The organism is Streptomyces sp. PA03-5A (genome assembly GCF_033792725.1).
In the GTDB taxonomy this organism is placed as follows: Bacteria; Actinomycetota; Actinomycetes; order Streptomycetales; family Streptomycetaceae; genus Actinacidiphila.
Genome location: NZ_JARAVL010000005.1, coordinates 239,354 through 260,226 on the forward strand (window position 1 = coordinate 239,354; position 20,873 = coordinate 260,226).

A 20,873-nucleotide genomic window follows, 5' to 3' on the forward strand; every position below is an offset into this window, starting at 1 on the left:
GGCTGACACGGCGCCCCCGCGTCCGCGAGGCTGCCCCGCATGGACCACGGCCCCGGCGCGATCGCCCCGCTGTTCAGGACCTGCACCCGCTGCGGCGCCGAGGCCGGCTACCACGCCGGCGTCTGCGTCATCGACGGCGTGGCGCACTGGAGCGTGGAGGGCGCCTGCGAGGCGTGCGGGTCCGCCGAGGTGGAGTGCGGCCGCGACGAGGTCCCCGAGTACGTCAGCGCCGCCCTGGCCGCCGCGCACGGCGAGGTGGTGCTCCGCGCCGAGCCGCTCCCCGGCGCCGCGGGCGCGCGTGCGCTCAAGACGGTGCGCGAGGTGTTCGGCGTGCCGCTCGCCGAGGTCCGCGGCCGGTTGCGCGCGCTCGCCGGGGAGGGCGAGCGCGGAACGGAGCCGGAGACGGCGCTGCTGGCCGCCCGTCTGAGGGAGGGCGGGTTCGCCGTCACGTTGGAGGCCGGGGAACCGCCTACGGGCGAGGGGCGCCTCGTGCCCACCGCGCCCGGACGCCGGTGGCCCGCCAACCCGGCCGCCCAAGGCCACCCCGTCCGTACCGCCGCTCCCGCCCGCGTCGGCCGCGGCAGGGGCCGTCAGGTACTCCTCGTTCCGGGGAGCCTGCCCGGGGAACTGCGCGAGCCGCTCGCCGACTACCTCGCGGGGGGCCGGGTCCTCGTCATGGCCGTGAGCCCCGCTCCGGATCCGCTCTCCGAGGGGCCGTACGAGTACGTCCGCCTCGGGCGGGCCACCGACGGCACCTGGACGTGGGACCTGGCCTGGGAGCAGTGGGTGCGCCGGCGCGGGTGCGCGCCGCCCGAGGAGTTCGTGCGGCACGTACGGGCCAGGGGTTTCGTGCCGCCTCCGGACACGACCGGCTAGCCTCGGGACGAGCCGCCGCCGCAGAGAGGACACCCCCGCCATGGAGACCGCGCAGCCCGTCGCCCGCCCCGTCTTCCGCACCGCCACCCGTGAGGACGTCCCCGCCCTGGTCGCGCTGATCGAGTCGGCGTACCGCGGCGAGGCCAGCCGCACCGGGTGGACGACGGAGGCGGACCTGCTCGAGGGCCAGCGCACCGATCCCGAGGGCGTGGCGGCCGTCATCGACGGCGAGCGCAGCCTGATCCTCGCGGTCGAGACGGACGGCGTCGTCGTGGCCTGCTGCCAGCTGGAGAACCGCGACGGGCACGCCTACTTCGGGATGTTCGCCGTGCGCCCGGCCCTGCAGGGCGGCGGTCTGGGCAAGCTGGTGCTCGCCGAGGCGGAGCGGCGGGCCCGCGAGGAGTGGGCGGCGGACGAGATGCACATGACGGTGATCACGCAGCGCGAGGACCTGATCGCCTGGTACGTGCGCCGGGGCTACGCGCGGACCGGCCGCACCAGCCCCTTCCCGTACGGCGACGCGCGGTTCGGGCTGCCCACGCGCGACGACCTCGCCTTCGAGTTGCTGGTCAAGCAGCTCGGCTGACGGCCGCCTCAGAACCGCCCGGCCTCGACGATCCGCGACAGGAAGCGCCGGGTGCGCTCGTGCGCGGGCGCGCCGAAGACGTCGGCGGGCGTGCCGCGTTCGAGCACCACGCCGCCGTCGAGGAAGCAGACCTGGTCGGCGACCTCGCGGGCGAAGCCCATCTCGTGGGTGGCGATGAGCATGGTCATGCCGTCCTCTTTGAGGTCCCGGACGACGCCCAGCACCTCGCCGACCAGTTCGGGGTCGAGCGCCGCGGTGATCTCGTCGAGCAGCAGCAGCCGTGGCCTGACCGCCAGCGCCCGGACGATCGCCACCCGCTGCTGCTGCCCGCCGCTGAGCCGGTCCGGGTACTCACGCGCCTTGCCGTCGAGCCCGAGGCGGCCGAGCAGCTCGTGGGCGCGCGCCTCGGCGTCGCGGCGGGGGGCGCCGTGCACGCGGCGCGGCGCCAGGGTGATGTTGTCCAGCACCGTCATGTGCGGGAAGAGGTTGTACGCCTGGAAGACCACGCCGATGCGCCGCCGGACCGCGTCCGGGTCGGCCCGGGGGTGGGTGATCTCCTCGCCGTCCAGGAAGATCGCGCCGTCGTCGACCTCCTCCAGGAGGTTGGCGCAGCGCAGCAGCGTGGACTTCCCCGAGCCGGACGCGCCGATCAGGACGGTGACGGTGTGCTGCGGGACCTCCAGGTCCACGTCCCGCAGCACGAGGGAGCCGCCGAAGCCCTTGCGGACCGACTCCAGCCGCAGGACGGGTGCCTCGGTCATACGGTGCCTCCCTGTGACTGGCGCCGGTTCATGCGCGCGGTGACCCAGTCGGTGAACCGGGTCATGGGGATGGTGAGCGCCACGAAGACCAGTCCGGCCACGACGTAGGGCGTGTAGTTGAAGGTCTGGCTGGTGATGATCTGCGCCGCGTAGACGGCGTCGATCACCCCGGCGATGGAGACCAGGCCGGTGTCCTTCTGCAAGGACACCAGGTCGTTCAGGAGCGGTGGCACGACACGCCGGACGGCCTGCGGCAGGACCACGTGCCGGAGGGTCTGCGCACCGCTCAGCCCCAGCGAGCGGGCGGCGGCGCGCTGGCTCGGGTGGACGCTCTCGATGCCCGCCCGGAAGACCTCGGCCACGTAGGCGGAGTAGGTGAGCACCAGGCCCGCGCCGCCCAGCACGACCGGGTTCGTGGGTACCCCTTGCAGGCGCAGCGCCGGGACCCCGTAGATCACCGCCAGCAGGCAGATGATCAGCGGCAGGCCGCGGAAGAAGTCGACGTACGCGACCGCCAGTGCCCGGAGCGGGAAGAACACCGGACCGCGCAGCGTCCGGACCACGGCCAGCAGCAGGCCGAGGACCAGCACGATCGCGCCGCAGACGACCAGCAGCCGCAGGTTGAGGAGCAGGCCGTCGAGGACCTTCGGCAGGGCGAGGCGCGCGTAGTGGCCGCTGAGGAAGGTCTCCCGGACCCGTGGCCAGCCGGGGGAGCCCGTGATGCCCAGGTAGAGCACCGCCGCCGTGACCAGGGTGCTCGTCGCGGCGATCGCCGTCGCGCGGCGCGTGCGGGCCCGCCGGTGGCGCTCCCGCTCCAGGCGCCGCTGCGACGGCGTGTACGCGTCCTTGTGCAGTTCCTCGCCGAGCGTCACTTGAGCACCGGTGCGCCGACCGCGTCGGACAGCCACTGCTGCTCCAGCCTCGCGAGCGTGCCGTCCGCCCGCAGGGCGTCGACGGCCTCGGTGACGCAGGCGGTGAGAGGGCTGCCCTTGTCCAGGACGAGGCCGAACTGCTCCTGTGCGCCGGCGGTGGTCGCGAACTGCCCGACGACCTTGGCGTCGTCCAGTTCCGCGGAGGTGATGTAGAAGGCGGTGGGCAGGTCGACGACGATGGCGTCCACCTGGCCGTTCTTGAGGGCGGCGACGGCGAGGTCGTTCTTCTGGTAGACGGCCGCGGTGCGCTCCGGCTTGATCTCGTCGTTGATGAGGTCGAGGCTCGTCGTGCCGACCTGGGCGCCCAGCTTGACCTTCTTCAGCGCGGCGACGTCCGTGGCGTTCGCGGCCGGGGAGTCCTTCAGGGCGACGACGGCCTGGCGCACGTCGTAGTAGCCGGAGGAGAAGTCCACGGCCTTGCGGCGGTCCGCGGTGACGGAAACCTGGTTGATGTCGAAGTCGAAGGACTTGGCGCCGGGGGCGAAGGCGTTGTTGAAGGCGACCGTCCGCCAGGTGACGGCGCCCTTGTCGTAGCCCAGCCGCTTCGCCACCGCGTAGGCGACCGCGGACTCGTACCCCTTGCCGTTGGCCGGCTTGTTGTCCTGGAACCAGGGGGCGTAGGCGGGGTTGTCGGTGCCGATCGTCAGGACGTCCGCGGTACGGGTGTCCAGTTTGCCCGCCGCGCAGGACGCCCCGGCCGAGGCCGGGGCGGAACCTGCGGGCGACGAGGGGCCGTCGGAGGCGGAGTCCTCCTGCGGGGCGCACGCCGCCGCGGTGAGGCCGAGGAGGAGGACCGCCGCGGCGGAGGTGAGGCGCGCGGGTACCCGGAGGGCGAATGCGGTACGCATGGCGGGACATTGGCACCGCCGGGCGCCGGATGTCCACGACATCGGGGCCGGATCCCGCATGCCGGACGGTTGTGTCGGGCGTGTTGCGGGGCGGGCGGGTCACCAGTCGGTGAGGCCGCCCTCGACCGCGCGCTTGACGGCCGGCATGTCGGTGACGACGCCGTCGAGGCCGAGGGCCCGTGCCAGCGCGAGGTCCGCCGGGGTGTTCACGGTCCAGGCGATCACCGAGATCCCCGCGCGGTGGCACTCCTGCACCAGTGCCAGGCTGATCCGCCGCAGGCTCAGGCTGACGAGCTTCGCGCCGACCGCCTGCGCCCGGGTGACGATCTCCGCACCCATGGGGCCTTGGGCGACCAGCACGGTGCGCACGTCGGGCAGGCACTCGCGGATCTCGGCGAGCGCTTCGTCGTGGAAGGACAGCACGTCGACACGCTCGACCAGGTCGCGCTCGCGCATCACCTCGGCCAGTACGCGGGCCGCCGCGACGTCCTTGATCTCGGCCTGGATCGGCTTGGTGACCGCGTCCAGGACCTCCTCGAACACCGGGATCCGCTCACCGGCGCCCGCGTCCAGCTCGCGCAGCTCGTCCAGGGTGAGGTCGCCGATCGGCCCGGAGCCGTCCGTGGTGCGGTCGACCTTCACGTCGTGCATGACGATCAGGGCGCCGTCCTTGCTGAGGTGCAGGTCGAGCTCGATCTGGTCCATGTCCTCGCGCTCGGCGCGGACGAAGGAGCGGAGGGTGTTCTCGGGCTCGACGCCCATGACACCGCGATGGCCGACGGTGAGAAAACTCAAGGGGGATCGCTTCCGTGCTGGGTGCTGCGGGTGATCGACGGGACGCTGGCAGCCTAGCGGCCCCTTGCGGCACAGGGCCGAACACGGGATGAACGGCGCGGCAGCCCGCAGGAAGATCCACGGTCCGGGGCCCTTCCGGCGGAAGAATCTCCTCCGCCTCCACTTGAACGGGAGAAGCTGCCGTATATACGGTGGGCCGACAAGAGGTTCTTCAGTGAAGGAGGGGTCATGACGGAAATTCTGTCGCCGGCAGCGGCATCGATGGACAGCGCAGCCACCAGCGAGACCGGTGTGTCCGGCGGCGGTATTGTCCGGCATCCGGCGTGGGCGGTCCTGAAGCAGGCGGTGGAGGAGATCCGTCCCTGGCAGAGCAAGGACGGCTCGGTCGACTTCTCCGCGGAGGGCGCGCCCGGGCGCGCCGCCGTCGAGAGCGCCCTGGACCGGGTGGTCCGCGCCGTCGAGGACCTCTCCCCGCTCGTGCCGCACGACAAGGCCTACCACGAGGCCCTGGTCGTGGACCTGCGCCGCTGGGCCGAGGGCGGCTTCGCGGTGCCGGACTTCCTCGACTCGCTGCTGGCCTTCCACCCCGCGGCCGACCGCCAGGACGGCCTGGAGCACCTCGTGGTGTTCCCGATGTACACGCAGAACGGCAACCCGGATCGCAACCTGGAGGCCGTCGCGCTCCGCGTCGTCTGGCCGCAGTGGCTGTCCGAGCTGGAGCGCACCCGCTACGACAACCCCCTCTTCGTGCCGATCACCTTCGAGGACTTCACCCCCGGGTACGACACGAACTCCGCGGTGCTCTTCCCCGAGACCGTCGCCGTCCGCGAGGCGCCCGAGCGCTTCACCTGGGGCGGCATCTTCTGCGACCGGGAGGCCGCCCGCTTCCGCGCCGTGAGCCGCGCCGCCGTGGACACCCTCGGTCTCGCGCTCCCCGAGGACGCCGAGGAACTGCTGGCGGACCAGGACCTCAGCCAGCAGACCTTCACGCTGTGGGACATGATCCACGACCGCACGCACAGCCACGGCGACCTGCCCTTCGACCCCTTCATGATCAAGCAGCGGCAGCCGTTCTGGATGTACGGCCTGGAGGAGCTGCGCTGCGACCTCACGACCTTCAAGGAGGCCGTGAAGCTGGAGGCCGAGGGCCACGGCATGGGCCGCTACGTCCAGTACGCGATCCTCTTCGACCGCCTCTTCCGCTTCCCGGTCACCGGCGACCGCGTCCGCAACTACGACGGCCTCGGCGGCCAGCTGCTCTTCGCGTACCTGCACAAGCACGACGCCGTACGCTGGACGGACAACAAGCTCCACATCGACTGGCAGCGCGCCCCGCAGGTGACCAACCAGCTGTGCGCCGAGATCGAGAAGCTCTACCGGGACGGCATCGACCGCCCCAAGCTCGTGCACTGGTTCGCCGCCTACGACCTCGTCGCCGGCTACCTCTCGCCGCACCCCGGTTCGGTCTGGGCCAAGGGCCCGGAGGCCCTGGACCTCGACCAGCCGCCGCGGAAGCTCGTGGACGACGTGCTGCCGGACGAATTTCCGCTCAGCATGTTCTACGAGGCCCTGGCCAAGAAGCTGCGTGATGTGATCGCCTCGACCAAGGGCATCACGGCCCGCGGCACGGGTCAGGTGGCCGCGTGACCGATCCAGGCGAGGAGGCGGCGGAGATGACGGAAGCCAACGAGGCGGCCAGGGGACCCCTGGCCGGAGCCGTGATCGCGGTGGCAGGGGCCGGCGGCCCCGCCGGACGCGCGACCCTGCAGCGGCTCGCCCGTGCCGGTGCCTGGGTCATCGCCGCGGACGCCAACCCGGAGCGGCTCGCCGAGGCCGTGGACCTGGCCCGCTTCGACGCGGGCGGCGCCGGGATCACCGGGGACATCGTCGACCTGCTCGACCTGGACGCCACCCGCGAGTGGGCGGGCCGGATCGAGAAGGAGCACGGCCGGATCGACGGCATGGTCCACTTGGTCGGCGGCTGGCGCGGCTCGGCCTCCTTCCAGGAGACCGACCTCGCGGACTGGGACTTCCTGGAGAAGCTCCTCATCCGCACCGTCCAGAACACCTCGCTCGCCTTCCACGACGGGCTGCTCTCCAGCCCCTTCGGGCGCTACGTCCTGATCAGCGCCGCCGGGGCCTCCCAGCCGACCGCCGGCAACGCCGCGTACGCCGCGGCCAAGGCCGCCGCCGAGGCGTGGACGCTGGCGATGGGCGACTCCTTCCGCAAGCTCGCGGGGGAACAGGGCCCGACCGCCGCGGCCACCGTGCTGGTGATCAAGGCGCTGGTGCACGAGCAGATGCGCAAGGAGCGCCCGAACGCCAAGTTCGCGGGCTTCACCGATGTGACCGACCTGGCCGACGCCATCGCCGATGTGTGGACCCGGCCCGCCGAGGAAGTGAACGGAACCCGCCAGTGGCTGACACCCCGCCCGTGACCGCACCGTCGACCGACGCGGTCCGGCACCACGACCCCGAGGTCCGGGGCTTCGCCAGCGACAACTACGCGGGCGTCCACCCCGAGGTGCTGGCGGCGATCGCCCTCGCCAACGGCGGCCACCAGGTCGCCTACGGCGAGGACGACTACACCGCCCACCTGCAGGAGGTCTTCCGCGGCCACTTCGGCCCGCGGGCCGAGGCCTTCCCGGTCTTCAACGGCACCGGCGCCAACGTCGTGGCCCTGCAGGCGCTGACCGAGCGCTGGGGCGCGGTCGTCTGCGCCGCCTCCGCCCACATCAACGTGGACGAGGGCGGCGCCCCGGAACGGATGGGCGGCCTGAAGCTGCTCACCGTGCCCACCCCGGACGGCAAGCTCACCCCCGAGCTGATCGACCGGGAGGCTTGGGGCTTCGACGACGAGCACCGCGCGCAGCCGCAGGTCGTCTCGATCACGCAGTCCACCGAACTGGGCACCTGCTACACGCCCGAGGAGATCCGCGCGATCTGCGACCACGCCCACGAACGGGGCCTCGCCGTCCACCTCGACGGCTCGCGGATCGCCAACGCCGCGGCCACCCTCGGGGTGCCGCTGCGGGAGTTCACCACCGACGCGGGCGTGGACGTCCTCTCCTTCGGCGGCACCAAGAACGGGCTGCTGCTGGGCGAGTGCGTCGTGGTGCTGAACCCGGAGCGGGTGCGGGCGATGAAGCACCTGCGGAAGCTGTCCATGCAGCTCGCCTCCAAGATGCGTTTCGTCTCGGTGCAGTTCGAGGCGCTGCTCGCCGGTGACCTGTGGCTGCGCAGCGCCGGTCACGCCAACGCGATGGCCCGGCGCCTGGAGTCGGCCGTCCGCGCCGTCGAGGGCGTCACCGTCGTCCGCCCCGTCCAGGCCAACGCGGTCTTCGCGCGGCTGCCGCGTGAGGTCAGCGAACGGCTGCAGAAGCGCTACCGCTTCTACTTCTGGGACGAGTCGACCGGAGAGGTCCGCTGGATGTGCTCGTTCGACACCACCGAGGACGACGTGGATTCCTTCGCGGCGGCGCTGGCCGAGGAAATGGCCGCCCATTCCGCCTGAATCAGAAAAGCCGGAGGGGCGTACGGGATTTCCCGTACGCCCCTCCGTGCGTTCTTTCCGCGCCCCTCGTGGGGGCGGCGGATCACGAATTGACGCAGACGTTGCCGAGCGCGGGGTTGAGCAGCCCGATGGCGTTGATGGTGTTGCCGCACAGGTTGATCGGCACGCTGACCGGGATCTGGATGACGTTGCCGCTGGCGACACCGGGCGAGCCGACGGCGGCGGCCTGGGCCGAGGCACCGCCGTGGTCGTGGCCGCGACCGTGGTCGGTCGCGCCGGCGGCGCCTGCGGCACCCATCACGGTGGCGCCGGCGACAGCGGTCAGGGCCGCGGCCTTCGCGATGCGCATCATTCGTTCTCCTTGTGGACGATCGCTCTGTGGACCCTGATCAACGACCCGTGATGGCACCGGATGTGGGAATCCACCCGTTCGGGCCTTGCGTCAACCGGGCGAACGTCAACGACTCGTACGGGGAGGTGGTCCCGGTCTCGTAGAGCAGACCGACCGTGCCGTCGGCGAGTTCGACGAGGTCGGAGTAGGCCGCGGGACGCTCGCTGACGGGGGGTTCGGACGTCCACGAGGCGCCCTGGTCCCCGCTGACCCGGAGGGTCATCCTGCGGCGTTTCGCGGGGTCGGCCGGGCCCGAGTACAGCAGCGCCCCGTCCCGGGTGTGCAGGACGCTGCCCTGCACCTCGGGACCTTCCAGGGCGCCCTGCGGCCGGAAGATGCCGTCGATGCTGAGCCCGCCGTCGGAGCTGTAGGCGTCGGCGCGGGTGGGAGCGGAGAACCCGCGGTCGTCACGGCTGTTGACGTAGACCCGGCCCCCGGGGAGTTCGGCCATCGTGCTCTCGTTGAGGTTCAGCCAGTCGCCGGGGAGCGCCTGGACGAAGCCGATGTGCCAGTTCTGGCCGCCGTTGTCGCTGTAGAGCGCGTGGGCGCCGTGCACCGTCACGCCGGCCAGGACGGACGTGTGGTTGGCGGGCACCAGCAGACGTCCGGCGTGCGGGCCGCTCCTCAGGGCGATGGCGTGCCCCGGACCCGTCGCGTACCAGCGCCAGTTGGCGGGTTTGACCTCGGAGGTGATGTCGCGGGGCGGGGACCAGGTCAGGCCGCCCGAGTCGCTGTGCAGTTCGTAGACGAGCCGTTCCGGGCCGGTGTCGCGGCAGATCAGCAGCACGACGCGCCCGGTGCGGGGATCCACCACCGGGGCGGGGTTGCCGAAGGTCTCGGTACCGGCGTCGGCGATCGTCCGGAGCGGCTCCCAGGTGCAGCCGCCGTCGTAGGAGCGCCGGAGCACGACGTCGATGTCGCCGTCGTCCGCCCCCGAGTTGCGGCGCCCCTCGGCGAAGGCGAGGACGGTGGTCCCGCCGATGCGTACGACCGCCGGGATGCGGAAGGTGTGGTACCCCTGCGTCCCGGACCGGAAGGGCACCGACGTCGCGCAGGCGGCCGGGAGCGGTGTGGCCGCCCCGCCCGCGGACGCCTGCCACCCGGCGGCCCCGGTGAGCAGCAGGGCGAGGCCGGCCAGCGTGCGTCTGCCCCTGGCGGCGGCGAGTGTCATCGGGCGATTCCTCCGGACGGCGTGCGGTCGGCCAGCGGCGCCACATTCTCACCGGTCGTCCCGGGTCGCCGTATGACACTCCGTTCGACGTCTTTCCGGTAGTTCAATATGAGGAATTAGGCCGAAACAGCGGCGGATATGCTTGACGGTTTACCGGGTCCCGCCCTTGTCTGTGTCAGAGGTATCGACCAATGAACTTGCCCGGATCCTTTCGGGGGCGCTGGTCGAAAAGCCCGCGTGGAGCGATAGTTGTGCACCTGTCGTCCATGCCCATGACAGGGGGACACCCGCCATGACCCGACCGACCCCACGTCGTACGGTGCTGGCCGCCGCCATCGCGGCGGCAGCCGCGGCGACGACCGCCCCGCGGGCCTTCGCCGCGTCCGGCGCGGACGACTGCGACCTGGCCGACGACGTGGTGGGCAGGCCGGGCGCCCACGACGGCGACGCGGCCGCCGTGGAGTACCGGGCCTGGACGCGATGGGCCGACTGGTACCGCGGACGGGGCTCCGGCACCGGTGTCGTACCCGGTCCCCGCCCCGGCGTGGCGATCCTGCGGCCCACCGGCACGATGGAGTACACCGACCCGCACACCCGGATCACCGCCACCTGGGAGACCGCCACCTGGACCTCCCCCGAGCACACCCCGCGGCACCCGGCGACCGAGATCGTCGCCTCCTGGAACGCCCGTACGCCACCCGGCACCTGGATCCAGGTCGAGCTGGGCGCCACGTACACCGACGGCAGCCGGTCCCCCTGGTACGTGATGGGCCGATGGGCCTCCGGTGACGCCGACATCAAGCGCACCTCCGTCGACGACCAGAGCGACGGCAGGAGCAGCGTCTGGACCGACACCCTCTCCGTCGACGACCCCGCCTCGGGCCTGCGGCTCGCCTCGTACCGCCTGCGGCTCACCCTGCTGCGCACCCCCGGCTCCCGGGTCACCCCCACCGTCTGGCGGCTCGGCGCCATGGCCTCCGACGTCCCGGACCGCTTCACGGTGCCGGCCTCCGTGCCGGGCGTGGGAAGGGGGGTCGAACTGCCCGTGCCGCGCTACTCGCAGGAGATCCACAAGGGTCAGTACCCGCAGTACGACAACGGTGGCGAGGCCTGGTGCAGCCCGACGGGCTCCCAGATGGTCATCGAGTACTGGGGCCGCGAGCCGGCCGCCGCCGACCTGGCCTGGGTCGACCCCTCCTACGCGGACCCCCAGGTCGACCACGCCGCCCGCTACACCTACGACAGCCAGTACGAGGGCTGCGGCAACTGGCCGTTCAACGCGGCCTACGCGGCCACGTACCACGACATGGTCGCCGTCATCACCCGGCTGCGCGGCCTGAACGACATCGAACTGCTGATCAGGGCCGGCATCCCGGTGATAACGTCCCAGTCCTTCCTCGCCTCCGAACTCGACGGCGCGGGGTACGGGACCTCCGGGCACCTGATGTGCGTCATCGGCTTCACCGCCGACGGCGACGTCATCGCCAACGACCCCGCGAGCCCCGACGACGCCTCGGTGCGCCGCGTCTACAAGCGGTCGCAGTTCGAGACCATCTGGCTCAGGACCAAGCGCTACACCGCCGACGGGCAGCTGCGCAGCGGCACGGGCGGCGTCTGCTACCTCTACTGGCCCCTGCGGCCCTCGGGCCGCCAGGCCCGGGCCCTGCAGCGGATCGGGGTGCTCTAGGCCCCGGCGGGCGGGGTCAGCCGCCGGAGGGTACGGGTGCGAGCGGGCGCAGCGAGAAGCTGATGCTCGGCACGGGCAGCAGGCTCGGCAGGTGGGTCGGGTAGATCGGGTAGGTCGGGCGGTACGAGGGGAAGGCCGTCCGCCAGTCCTGGGCCGGCTGGTAGCCGGTCGCGCCGGGTAGGCCCGGGCCGCATTCCAGGCTGCCGTTGACGACGTGACAGGGCGTCCCGCCGGGCGGCGGCGTCGTGCCGTCGCCGCCGCCGGCGATCGCCACGACGATCCCGACGAGGGCGGCGGCGCCGACCGTCACGAGCCCGACGCGGGTCTGGTGCTTCCTCTGCTGCTCCGCGTCGGGGTCCACCACGGTCGTGAACCGCCATCCCTGGAACGACGGCTCCTTCGCGTCGCCCGGTCCCTCCGCCAGCCACGGATGCGCCGGATCGGGCGGTCCCGAGCGGTCGGGGTCCACGTCCAGGAGCGTGAGGTGGAGGCGCAGCCGGTCGAGCTGGGGCGGCTCGGAGAGCGCCTCCGTGACGAGCACGCGCAGCCCGTCGTCGGCCAGGCCGTCGCACACCAGGCGGGTGCTCCCGCCCCACAGGGGGACCCAGGCGGCCCGCCCCTCCCGGAGCAAGGTGTGGCCCACCAGTGCGTGCAGCGACTGCGCCAGCTCCTCGCCGGTGCCGTCGAACTCCCGGGCCAGCGCGCCCGGTCCGTCGTCGGCGAGCAGGCGCAGCACGGTGTCCAGCCCCGGAAGCCGCTCGCCGGTCGCGCGCGACGCGGCACGCAGGAGGTCCCAGGCACGCGTGCCCGCCACGCGGTTGGCGGAGAGCTCGATCCAGCGCTCCCACGGGACGGTCGTCCGGCTGTGGGCCAGCGGACCGCGCAGTTCCCCGAGCACACGTCCCACGTCCCCGGGGAGCAGCCGGAGCGCGCCGCTCCCGTCGTCCTCCCCGGGCGGGACGTCGAGTTCCCGCAGACGGCGCAGCCTGAGACCGAGCGGCGGGTGCGAGTCGCGCCGGTGCGGGCGGACGCGGTCGTCGTCCACCGGTACGCGCCGGACGCCCAGCTCGCCGAGGAGCGAACGGAACGCCAGGTAGGGGTTGTCGGGGTGCATCCCCACCAGTGCGGCCGGATCGAGCCATTCCTGCTGGAACCTCCGCCACGCCACCGCGGTGCCGTGCGTCGCGCGCAGCGCCGACGCCGTCACCTCGTGCCCGGCCAGGCGTGCGGCCGTGCGGTCCGCCTCCAGCTCCTGGCGGCGTCGTACCGCGAAGGTGAGCCACCGGAAGACCAGCGCGTACAGCCGTACGGAGCCGCGCACCACGAGGTGCGGGAGGGAGAACCACCTCGTCCCGGTGTTCCACTGGCCGAGGGTCGTGGCCAGGGCGGCGTCGCACCGGTACGCGACGGCCCCGAAGCGCGTGTGACGGTGGGAGAAGTGGCCGAACTCGTGGGCCAGCACGGCCCTCAGCTCCGCGTGGGTGAGGCTCGCCAGCAGGGGCAGGCCCAGGTGGAGCCGGCGCTGCCCGGACAGCAGGCCCAGCGCGGCCCCGTCCTCGGACACGGACGCGTTGACGTCCCCGGTCAGCAGCAGCACGTCAGGCGGGCGCGCCCCGACCTGCCAGGCGATGCCGGTGGCCAACTCCCACAGCGCGGAGGCCTCTTCGCGGGACACCGGTACCGCGTCCGCCCGCAGCGGCGGCGCCCTGGTGATCGCGCCCAGCCCCTGGACGATGCTCAGGAGCAGCGGGACGGCGGCCGCCGCGACGATGACACCGCGCATGGCGAGGTCGGCGTGACCGTCCCGGGCCGCGAGCAGGAAGAGGCCGAGCAGACCCAGCACGCCGAGCCCGAGCCCGCCGATCAGCACGACCAGACCCGCCAGCAGCACGATCGCCAACAGCGCCCGTAACGACGCCCACACCGCGCTCATCGGTCACCCCCCTCGCGTCCCCCGTGTCCCTCGATGATGCCCGCTCGCGGACGGCGTGGACCACTTGTCCACAGGCCCCTCAGCCGACCGGTACGCGCGCGTAACGGCCCACCACGCACAGGTCGTCGCCGATGCGTGCGGCGGCCTCGAGGAGCGGGGGCAGCAGTTCGGAACGCGACTGCTCCACGGAGCGGCGGCTGGCGTGCATGGAGACGTTGATCGCGGCCACCACCCGGCCGCCGCGGTCGCGGACGGGGACGGCGATGGACCGCAGGCCCTCCTCCAGCTCCTCGCTGACCAGGGCGTGCCCCTCGGCGGCGACCTCGTCGAGGACACGGGCCAGGCGCGGTGCGTCCGTGACGGTGTGCCGGGTCAGCCGTGCGAAGCCGGTGCGCGCGAGGTGTGCCGCGCGGTCCCGGGCGGGCAGCCCCGCCAGCAGGACGCGCCCCATCGCGGTGGCGTAGGCGGGGAAGCGGGTGCCGACCGTGATGTTGACGCTCATGATGCGGACGGTGGGCACGCGCGCCACGTACTGGATGTGCTCGCCGGACAGCACCGCCATCGACGCGGAGTCGTGCACCGCCCCGACCAGTTCGATCAGATGGGGCAGGGCGATCTCGGGGAGCGTCAGCCGCGACAGGTGGGCGCAGCCCAGCTCCAGCACGTGCGGGGTGAGCCGGAAGAGGCGGCCCTCGGAGGCGATGTAGCCCAGGTGCTCCAGGGTGATGAGGGAGCGCCGCGCGGTGGCGCGGGCCAGCCCGGTGGCCTCGGCGACGGCCGTGAGGGGGAGTTCGGCCCGGCCCCCGCCGAAGGCGGTGAGCACGGCGAGCCCGCGGGCCAGGGACTCCACGAACTCCGGCCCGAGCTCCTGCTTGGAGGCCCGCGTCCAGGCGGCGGGCGAGGGCGACGCGTCGGTGGGGGAGGGGGCGGGGGCGTCGGCGGGCCGTGAGAGGGCGTCCTCCATGGCCGCGACCGTCTCCCGCAGCCGGGGCAGCACGGCCTCGCGCAGCGACTCGGCGCTGTGCCTGCTGGTGTGGCTGACCACGCTCACCGCGCACACCGGCTGCCCGGCGCTGTCCCGTACGGGCACGGCGACGGCGATCAGTCCCGGTTCGATCAGCTGGTCGTCCGCCGACCAGCCGTGGGTGCGCGCGGCGGCGACCCGCTCCGGGAAGGAGGCGGCGGCGTCGCCGTGTCCGCGGGGCAGTGCGGGGAAGCCGGTGTCCAGCGGGTCCGCCGCGCGGCGGTGGCGCCACCGTTCCCATCCGGCGTCGTCCCAGTCGCCGGCGAAGAGCGCCCCGGGGGCGCCGCGCTCGGCCGGCAGCTGGTCGCCGATGCGGAAGGTCAGGGACATCGCGCGGCGCCGGGTCGCCTGGTGGACGAAGCGGACCCCGTCGCCGTCCGGCACGGCGATGGACACGGACTCGTCCAGGCCGTCGGCCAGGGCGTCGGCGAGCGGACCCAGCAGGTCGGGGAAGCGGCTGGCGGCGAGGTAGGCGTTGCCGAGTTCCATCAGCCGGGGGGCGAGGACGGCGTCCCGGCCCTCGACCCGCAGGTACCCGGTGCGGACGAGCGTGCTGACCACCCGGTCCACCGTGGACCGCGCCAGGCCGGTGGCCCGCACGAGGTCGCCGACCGAGCGCCGGCCGTCGGCCGCGGCCAGCTCGCGCAGCACCGCCAGTCCCCGGACGAGGGGGCCGACGGCCTCCTGCGGCGGGGGAGTGGTCGCGGTGGTCAGCGGTGTCATCAGCACTCCAGCGTGGCGAAACGTCGTCGAAACCGTACCGCCCCGGAACGTTGACAGAGCGGGCGCCCGAGGATCACACTCGGGCACAAGCAATTGTGAACTTAAGTTCACTGGACGAACAAGAAGGTGGGCGCAGGATGGACAAGGTGGTCGCCTCGGCCGCTGAGGCCGTAGCGGACGTCCAGGACGGCGCGTCGCTGGCGGTCGGCGGCTTCGGCCTGAGCGGCGTGCCGAACACGCTGGTCCAGGCCCTCTACGAAGCCGGGGTCAGCGGTCTCGCCGTCGTCTCCAACAACTGCGGCGCCCTCGACTCGGGCCTCGCGGTCCTGCTCGCCGCGCGCCGCATCTCCCGTGTCACCGGCAGCTACATCGGGGCCAACAAGGAGTTCGCCCGCCAGTACCTGGCCGGCGAACTGGAGCTCGAACTGATCCCGCAGGGCACCTTGGCCGAGCGCCTGCGCGCCGGCGGCTGCGGCATCCCCGCCTTCTACACCCCGGCCGGCGTCGGCACCCAGGTCGCCGAGGGCGGCCTGCCCTGGCGCTACGACGGGGACGGAGGCGTGGCACTGGCCTCCGAGCCGAAGGAGGTGCGCGCGTTCGACGGCGTCGAGTACGTCCTGGAGCGCGGCATCACCACCGACTTCGCGCTCGTCCGCGCCGCCAAGGGCGACCGCCACGGCAACCTGGTCTTCAACAAGGCCTCCCGCAACTTCAACCCGCTCGCCGCGATGGCCGGCCGGATCACCGTCGCCGAGGTCGAGGAACTCGTCGAGCCCGGCGCGATCGACCCCGACCAGGTGCACCTGCCCGGCATCTTCGTCCAGCGCGTGGTGGCGCTCACCCCGGAGCAGGCCGCCGACAAGAAGATCGAATTCCGTACGGTCACGGCCAGGGAGGTGCGGGCCTGATGGCCTGGACACGCGACGAGATGGCCGCCCGCGCGGCCCGGGAACTGCGCGACGGCGAATACGTCAACCTCGGCATCGGCCTGCCGACGCTGATCCCCAACCACCTCCCCGAGGGCGTCGAGGTCATCCTGGAGTCCGAGAACGGCATCCTCGGCACGGGCCCCTTCCCCGACGAGGACGAGGTCGACCCCGACCTGATCAACGCGGGCAAGGAGACCGTCACCGTCCTGCCCGGCGCGGCCTTCTTCGACTCCGCGCTGTCCTTCGGGATGATCCGCGGTGGTCACATCGACACCGCCGTGCTCGGTGCCATGCAGGTCTCCGCCCGCGGCGACCTGGCGAACTGGGCCGTCCCCGGCAAGCTCGTCACCGGCATCGGCGGCGCGATGGACCTGGTGCACGGCGCCCGGCGGGTCATCGTCACCATGACCCACACCGCCAAGGACGGCAGCCCCAAGATCCTCCAGGAGTGCGCGCTGCCGCTCACCGGCCGGGCCTGCGTGGACCGGATCATCACCGACCTGGGCGTCCTCGACGTCACCGACGGGGGACTCGTCCTCGTGGAGACCGCCCCCGGCGTCACCACGCAGGAGATCCTGGACAAGACCGCGGCCCCGGTGCACGTCGCCGTCGCCGCAGAAGGGAGCGCCCGATGAGCGGGCAGCTGCGTGAGGTGTACGTCGTCGACGCCGTCCGTACCCCGGTCGGCAAGTACGGCGGCGCCCTGTCAGGAGTGCGTCCCGACGACCTCGCGGCGCACGTCGTGGCCTCGCTGGTGGCCCGTACGCCCGAGCTCGACCCGGCCCGGATCGACGACGTCTTCTTCGGTGACGCCAACGCGGCGGGCGAGGACAACCGCAACGTCGCCAGGATGGCCGCACTGCTCGCCGGGCTGCCCGTCACCGTGCCCGGCACCACGGTCAACCGGCTCTGCGGCTCCGGCATGGAGGCCGTGATCCAGGCCGCCCGCGCCGTGGCCGTCGGCGACGTCTCCGTCGCCATCGCCGGCGGTGTGGAGTCCATGAGCCGGGCCCCCTGGGTGCTGCCCAAGCCCGAACGCGCCTTCCCCGCGGGCCACCAGGAGCTGTACTCCACCACCCTCGGCTGGCGCATGGTCAACCCGAGGATGGACCCGCGGTGGACCATCCCGCTCGGCGAGAGCGCGGAGCTCATCGCCGACCGGCACGGCATCACCAGGGAGCAGCAGGACGCCTTCGCCGTCGCCAGCCACGAGAAGGCGGCCCGCGCCTGGAAGGACGGCCTGTACGAGGCCGAGGTCGTCCCGGTCGACGGCGTGGACCTGCCGCGCGACGAGACGATCCGCGACACCACCTCCATGGAGGCGCTCGCCCGCCTCAAGCCCGCCTTCCGCAAGGACGGCGGCACCGTCACCGCGGGCAACTCCTCGCCCCTCAACGACGGGGCAGCCGCGCTGCTCGTCGTCGACGAGGAGGGCCTGAAGGCCACCGGCCGCGAGCCGCTCGCGCGCATCCGCGCCTCGGCGGTCACCGGCATCGAGCCCGACTACTTCGGCCTCGCCCCCGTCGAGGCCGTCCGCAAGGCGCTGGCCAAGGCCGGCAAGGGCTTCGGCGACCTCAGCACCGTCGAGCTCAACGAGGCCTTCGCCTCGCAGGTGCTCGGCTGCCTCGCCGGATGGCCCGAGCTCGACCCCTCGATCGTCAACCCGCGCGGCGGCGCCATCGCCGTCGGCCACCCGCTCGGTGCCTCCGGCGCCCGCATCGCCGGCGCCGTCGCCCACCAGCTCGCGGCCGCGGGTTCGGGCACCGGCCTCGCCGCCCTGTGCATCGGCGTCGGGCAGGGTCTCGCCCTCGTCCTGGAAAGGTAGGAGCCCTCCGCATGAGCAGCCCCCTCACCCAGGGCGAGATCTCCGCCGAGATCGCCGACGAGCGCGCGGCCTATGCCAAGCGACGTGCCGACGGCGGCGCCGCCGAGGACCACCCCGACCGCGGCTACGCCCCCTACCGGAGCAGCGTCCTGCGCCATCCCAAGCGCCCGTTGGTGGCGGCGGGGCCGGCCGCCGGCGACCCCGAGGCCGTGGAGCTCTCGGGCCCGGTCTTCGGCGTCACCGACGTCACCGCCCTCGACCACGACCTGACGCGGCAGCACCAGGCCGAGCCGCTGGGCGAGCGCATCAAGGTCACCGGGCGCGTCCTGGACCGCGCGGGCCGGCCCGTGCGCGGCCAGCTCGTCGAGATCTGGCAGGCCAACGCCTCCGGTCGCTACGCGCACCAGCGGGACGACCATCCCGCCCCGCTGGACCCGAACTTCACGGGTGTCGGCCGCACCCTGACCGGGGACGACGGCACCTACGCGTTCGTCACCATCAAGCCCGGCGCCTACCCCTGGCGCAACCACCTGGGTGCCTGGCGCCCGGCGCACATCCACTTCTCGCTCTTCGGCCCGGCGTTCACCCAGCGCCTGGTCACCCAGATGTACTTCCCCGGGGACCCGCTCTTCGCGTACGACCCGATCCTGCAGTCCGTCACGGACGACTCGGCCCGGCAGCGGCTGGTCGCGACGTACGACCACGACCTGTCCACCCCCGAATGGTCGCTCGGCTACCGCTGGGACATCGTCCTGGACGGCCCGGCCGCCACCTGGATCGAGGAGGGTCGATGAGCGGCGAGGCACCCGCCCCCACGCCCTCGCAGACCGTGGGCCCCTTCTACGGCTACGCGCTGCCGTTCCCCCAGGGCGGCGACCTCGCCCCCGCCGGGCACCCGGACACCGTCACCGTCCACGGCTGGGTCTACGACGGCGCGGGGCAGCCCGTCCCCGACGCGCTCATCGAGGTCTGGCAGCCCGCCCCCGACGGCTCCCGGCACGGCGCCCCCGGTTCGCTGCGCCGCGACCAGGTCACCGGGGCGGTCCTCGGGCGCGACGGACTGGTCTTCACCGGCTTCGGGCGCGTCGCCACCGACGCGGACGGACACTACGTGATCCGCACGTTCCCGCCCGGCGGCGTCCCGTACCTGTCGCTGATCGTCTTCGCCCGCGGTCTCCTCCACCACCTGCACACCCGGGTCTACCTCCGCGACGCCGAGGGGGACCCGCTGCTCGGCTCCCTGGAGCCGCAGCGGCGTGCCACCCTGGTCGCCACTCCGGAGGGCGGGCGCGTCCACCGCTTCGACGTCCGGCTCCAGTACGACGGAGTGCATGAGGAGACGGTCTTCCTTGCCTTCGACTGACCCCGCCGCGGACGTCGGCCTGCTCTCCCCGGTCCGGGCCGGGTCGGCCGCCGAGGAGGCGACCGGGGACGCGGCCTTCGTACGGGGCATGCTCGACGCGGAGGCCGCACTGACCCGGGCGCAGGCCGCGCTGGGTCTCGCGCCGGTGTCCGCGGCGGCCGCGGTGACCGCCGCCGCGGCCGAGCCCGGCCGGTTCGACCCGCGCGACCTCGCGCTGCGCGCCCGGGCCGGCGGCAACCCGGTGATCCCGCTGGTCGCCGACCTGACCGAGGCGGTGGGGGAGCGGGACGCGAACGCCGCCGGCTATGTGCACCGCGGCGCCACCAGCCAGGACATCCTGGACACCGCGGCGATGCTCGTCGCGTCCCGCGCGCTGGGCCCTGTCCTGGACGACCTCGCCGCCGCGGCCGGGGCGTTCGGACGGCTCGCGACGGAGCACCGCGACACCCCGATGGCCGGACGCACGCTGACGCAGCACGCCGTCCCCACCACCTTCGGACTCAAGGCGGCCGGCTGGCGCTCCCTGGTCCTGGACGCGTACGACCGGCTGACCGCCGTCCGCGGCGACCTGCCCGTGCAACTCGGCGGTGCCGCGGGCACGCTCGCCGCCTTCGGCGCCTTCGCCGAGGCGGACGGCACCGCCCCCGGCGCGAACGCCGCCGCCGCTCCGCGGCTCCTCGCCGCCTACGCCGCCGAGACCGGGCTGGCGGAACCCGTTCTCCCCTGGCACACCCTGCGGACGCCCATCGCCGACCTCGCCGGGGCACTCGCCTTCGCGGCGGGCGCGCTGGGCAAGGTCGCCGCCGACGTACTGGTGCTGTCGCGCACCGAGGTCGGCGAGGTCACCGAGGGCGCCGGCGGGGGTTCCTCGGCCATGCCCCACAAGGCCAACCCCGTCCGCGCCACGCTCATCGCCGCCACGGCCCGCCAGGTGCCGGCGCTCGCCGCCGTGCTGTACGGCTCCCTGGCCGCGGAGGACGAACGCCCGGCCGGCGCCTGGCACGCCGAATGGCAGCCCCTGCGCGAGGCGTTGCGCCTCGTCGGCGGCGCCGCCCGTGACGCCGCCGGACTCGCCGCGGGCCTGCGCGTCCACCCGCACCGCATGCGCGAGACCCTCGGCACGACGGGCGGTCTGGTGGTCACCGAACGTCTCGCCGCGGCCCTGACCGCTCTCATGGGCCGCGGCGAGGCCAAGTCCGCCCTCGCACGGGCCTCCAGACGCGTCGCCGAGGAGGGGATCGCCCTCGACGACGCCCTGGCGCAGGAGCCGGCCCTCGGCGGCCTCCTCCCCGAGGGACGCCTCCGGGAGCTCACCGACCCCACCCGCTACACGGGGTCGGCCGGCGCTCTCGTCGACCGCGCCCTGCGCCGTCCCGCCCCGGGGACGTCCTCGTGACCGCCCCCGCCCCCTTCCGCGACCCGGGCCGATCGGGGTACGCCATGTCCGGGGGACTTCGGGCCCGGGCGGGCGCCCGCCCGGCCGCCGGGCCCTGAATGGGCGCCGTGACACCGCCG

The 20,873-nt window shown here is 73.5% G+C and carries 20 protein-coding genes; 12 read left to right on the top strand and 8 right to left on the bottom strand.

What is annotated here, in order from left to right; all coding sequences use genetic code 11:
- Window positions 1–39: 39 nt before the first annotated feature.
- Complete coding sequence (locus PV410_RS08395; protein WP_500323311.1) at window positions 40–876, top strand: hypothetical protein; 837 nt, start codon at window positions 40–42, stop codon at window positions 874–876.
- Between the two features lie 40 nt (window positions 877–916).
- A complete protein-coding gene (locus PV410_RS08400; protein WP_500323313.1) occupies window positions 917–1,462 on the top strand; it encodes a GNAT family N-acetyltransferase in 546 nt (181 codons plus the stop codon).
- An 8-nt stretch (window positions 1,463–1,470) separates the two neighbouring features.
- On the opposite strand, the gene PV410_RS08405 is transcribed toward PV410_RS08400, so the two are convergent.
- The 4 genes from PV410_RS08405 to PV410_RS08420 form a co-directional block, all read right to left on the bottom strand.
- Entirely contained in the window at window positions 1,471–2,223 is a 753-nt protein-coding gene (locus tag PV410_RS08405) for an amino acid ABC transporter ATP-binding protein (RefSeq protein ID WP_500323315.1), read from the bottom strand.
- A complete protein-coding gene (locus tag PV410_RS08410) occupies window positions 2,220–3,095 on the bottom strand; it encodes an amino acid ABC transporter permease (RefSeq protein WP_500323316.1) in 876 nt (291 codons plus the stop codon). The genes PV410_RS08405 and PV410_RS08410 overlap by 4 nt, the downstream gene beginning before the upstream one ends.
- Entirely contained in the window at window positions 3,092–4,003 is a 912-nt protein-coding gene (locus tag PV410_RS08415) for an ABC transporter substrate-binding protein (RefSeq protein ID WP_500323317.1), read from the bottom strand. The genes PV410_RS08410 and PV410_RS08415 overlap by 4 nt, the downstream gene beginning before the upstream one ends.
- 99 nt (window positions 4,004–4,102) lie before the next feature.
- A complete protein-coding gene (locus tag PV410_RS08420; protein ID WP_500323318.1) occupies window positions 4,103–4,798 on the bottom strand; it encodes a glycerophosphodiester phosphodiesterase in 696 nt (231 codons plus the stop codon).
- 228 nt (window positions 4,799–5,026) lie between these two features.
- On the opposite strand from PV410_RS08420, the gene PV410_RS08425 reads away from it, so the two are divergent.
- Genes PV410_RS08425 through PV410_RS08435 form a run of 3 tightly spaced genes read left to right on the top strand, consistent with a single transcriptional unit; the run spans window position 5,027 to window position 8,312 of the window.
- Window positions 5,027–6,445: a DUF6421 family protein gene (locus PV410_RS08425; protein ID WP_500323320.1), complete on the top strand. Its 1,419-nt coding sequence runs from the start codon at window positions 5,027–5,029 to the stop codon at window positions 6,443–6,445.
- Between the two features lie 26 nt (window positions 6,446–6,471).
- Window positions 6,472–7,236, top strand: coding sequence for an SDR family oxidoreductase (locus PV410_RS08430; RefSeq protein WP_361806588.1), 765 nt, complete (start codon window positions 6,472–6,474; stop codon window positions 7,234–7,236).
- Window positions 7,215–8,312 carry a threonine aldolase family protein gene (locus tag PV410_RS08435; RefSeq protein ID WP_500323321.1) on the top strand — a complete coding sequence of 366 codons (1,098 nt, stop codon included), beginning with the start codon at window positions 7,215–7,217 and terminating at the stop codon, window positions 8,310–8,312. The genes PV410_RS08430 and PV410_RS08435 overlap by 22 nt, the downstream gene beginning before the upstream one ends.
- Before the next feature lie 82 nt (window positions 8,313–8,394).
- On the opposite strand, the gene PV410_RS08440 is transcribed toward PV410_RS08435, so the two are convergent.
- Both PV410_RS08440 and PV410_RS08445 read right to left on the bottom strand, forming a co-directional pair.
- Window positions 8,395–8,664 (bottom strand): chaplin, encoded by a 270-nt coding sequence (locus PV410_RS08440; RefSeq protein ID WP_500323322.1) that lies wholly within the window; start codon window positions 8,662–8,664, stop codon window positions 8,395–8,397.
- Between the two features lie 37 nt (window positions 8,665–8,701).
- Window positions 8,702–9,874 carry a sialidase family protein gene (locus PV410_RS08445; RefSeq protein WP_500323324.1) on the bottom strand — a complete coding sequence of 391 codons (1,173 nt, stop codon included), beginning with the start codon at window positions 9,872–9,874 and terminating at the stop codon, window positions 8,702–8,704.
- Between the two features lie 292 nt (window positions 9,875–10,166).
- On the opposite strand from PV410_RS08445, the gene PV410_RS08450 reads away from it, so the two are divergent.
- Window positions 10,167–11,561, top strand: a complete 1,395-nt coding sequence (locus PV410_RS08450; protein ID WP_500323326.1) for a C39 family peptidase — start codon at window positions 10,167–10,169, stop codon at window positions 11,559–11,561.
- Window positions 11,562–11,577: 16 nt separating this feature from the next.
- Here PV410_RS08450 and PV410_RS08455 read toward each other — a convergent pair whose 3' ends face one another.
- Window positions 11,578–13,494: a M48 family metallopeptidase gene (locus PV410_RS08455; RefSeq protein ID WP_500323328.1), complete on the bottom strand. Its 1,917-nt coding sequence runs from the start codon at window positions 13,492–13,494 to the stop codon at window positions 11,578–11,580.
- Between the two features lie 79 nt (window positions 13,495–13,573).
- Window positions 13,574–15,241 carry an IclR family transcriptional regulator domain-containing protein gene (locus PV410_RS08460; RefSeq protein ID WP_500323330.1) on the bottom strand — a complete coding sequence of 556 codons (1,668 nt, stop codon included), beginning with the start codon at window positions 15,239–15,241 and terminating at the stop codon, window positions 13,574–13,576.
- Between the two features lie 137 nt (window positions 15,242–15,378).
- Between PV410_RS08460 and PV410_RS08465 the strand changes: the two genes are divergently transcribed.
- Genes PV410_RS08465 through pcaB form a run of 6 tightly spaced genes read left to right on the top strand, consistent with a single transcriptional unit; the run spans window position 15,379 to window position 20,754 of the window.
- Window positions 15,379–16,149, top strand: coding sequence for a CoA transferase subunit A (locus tag PV410_RS08465; protein ID WP_500323331.1), 771 nt, complete (start codon window positions 15,379–15,381; stop codon window positions 16,147–16,149).
- A complete protein-coding gene (locus PV410_RS08470) occupies window positions 16,149–16,805 on the top strand; it encodes a CoA transferase subunit B (protein ID WP_500323333.1) in 657 nt (218 codons plus the stop codon). Before PV410_RS08465 ends, PV410_RS08470 begins: the two co-directional genes overlap by 1 nt.
- The gene (locus PV410_RS08475; protein ID WP_500323335.1) at window positions 16,802–17,995 is read left to right on the top strand and encodes a thiolase family protein; all 1,194 of its coding nucleotides are present in this window, start codon (window positions 16,802–16,804) and stop codon (window positions 17,993–17,995) included. Before PV410_RS08470 ends, PV410_RS08475 begins: the two co-directional genes overlap by 4 nt.
- A gap of 11 nt (window positions 17,996–18,006) precedes the next feature.
- On the top strand, window positions 18,007–18,789 hold the full coding sequence (pcaH, locus tag PV410_RS08480; RefSeq protein WP_500323337.1) for a protocatechuate 3,4-dioxygenase subunit beta: 783 nt from the start codon (window positions 18,007–18,009) through the stop codon (window positions 18,787–18,789).
- Window positions 18,786–19,358 carry a protocatechuate 3,4-dioxygenase subunit alpha gene (gene pcaG, locus PV410_RS08485; RefSeq protein ID WP_500323339.1) on the top strand — a complete coding sequence of 191 codons (573 nt, stop codon included), beginning with the start codon at window positions 18,786–18,788 and terminating at the stop codon, window positions 19,356–19,358. Before pcaH ends, pcaG begins: the two co-directional genes overlap by 4 nt.
- Window positions 19,327–20,754 (top strand): 3-carboxy-cis,cis-muconate cycloisomerase, encoded by a 1,428-nt coding sequence (pcaB, locus tag PV410_RS08490; protein ID WP_500323341.1) that lies wholly within the window; start codon window positions 19,327–19,329, stop codon window positions 20,752–20,754. The genes pcaG and pcaB overlap by 32 nt, the downstream gene beginning before the upstream one ends.
- The last annotated feature ends 119 nt before the right edge of the window (window positions 20,755–20,873 follow it).

Excerpts from the sequence above, each read along its gene's own strand:
- PV410_RS08395 (WP_500323311.1), top strand. The coding sequence starts at position 40 with ATGGACCACGGCCCCGGCGCGATCGCCCCGCTGTTCAGGACCTGCACC.
- PV410_RS08400 (WP_500323313.1), top strand. The coding sequence starts at position 917 with ATGGAGACCGCGCAGCCCGTCGCCCGCCCCGTCTTCCGCACCGCCACC.
- PV410_RS08405 (WP_500323315.1), bottom strand. The coding sequence starts at position 2,223 with ATGACCGAGGCACCCGTCCTGCGGCTGGAGTCGGTCCGCAAGGGCTTC.
- PV410_RS08415 (WP_500323317.1), bottom strand. The coding sequence starts at position 4,003 with ATGCGTACCGCATTCGCCCTCCGGGTACCCGCGCGCCTCACCTCCGCC.
- PV410_RS08425 (WP_500323320.1), top strand. The coding sequence starts at position 5,027 with ATGACGGAAATTCTGTCGCCGGCAGCGGCATCGATGGACAGCGCAGCC.
- PV410_RS08430 (WP_361806588.1), top strand. The coding sequence starts at position 6,472 with ATGACGGAAGCCAACGAGGCGGCCAGGGGACCCCTGGCCGGAGCCGTG.
- PV410_RS08440 (WP_500323322.1), bottom strand. The coding sequence starts at position 8,664 with ATGATGCGCATCGCGAAGGCCGCGGCCCTGACCGCTGTCGCCGGCGCC.
- PV410_RS08445 (WP_500323324.1), bottom strand. The coding sequence starts at position 9,874 with ATGACACTCGCCGCCGCCAGGGGCAGACGCACGCTGGCCGGCCTCGCC.
- PV410_RS08450 (WP_500323326.1), top strand. The coding sequence starts at position 10,167 with ATGACCCGACCGACCCCACGTCGTACGGTGCTGGCCGCCGCCATCGCG.
- PV410_RS08455 (WP_500323328.1), bottom strand. The coding sequence starts at position 13,494 with ATGAGCGCGGTGTGGGCGTCGTTACGGGCGCTGTTGGCGATCGTGCTG.
- PV410_RS08460 (WP_500323330.1), bottom strand. The coding sequence starts at position 15,241 with ATGACACCGCTGACCACCGCGACCACTCCCCCGCCGCAGGAGGCCGTC.
- PV410_RS08465 (WP_500323331.1), top strand. The coding sequence starts at position 15,379 with ATGGACAAGGTGGTCGCCTCGGCCGCTGAGGCCGTAGCGGACGTCCAG.
- PV410_RS08470 (WP_500323333.1), top strand. The coding sequence starts at position 16,149 with ATGGCCTGGACACGCGACGAGATGGCCGCCCGCGCGGCCCGGGAACTG.
- PV410_RS08475 (WP_500323335.1), top strand. The coding sequence starts at position 16,802 with ATGAGCGGGCAGCTGCGTGAGGTGTACGTCGTCGACGCCGTCCGTACC.
- pcaH (WP_500323337.1), top strand. The coding sequence starts at position 18,007 with ATGAGCAGCCCCCTCACCCAGGGCGAGATCTCCGCCGAGATCGCCGAC.
- pcaG (WP_500323339.1), top strand. The coding sequence starts at position 18,786 with ATGAGCGGCGAGGCACCCGCCCCCACGCCCTCGCAGACCGTGGGCCCC.
- pcaB (WP_500323341.1), top strand. The coding sequence starts at position 19,327 with ATGAGGAGACGGTCTTCCTTGCCTTCGACTGACCCCGCCGCGGACGTC.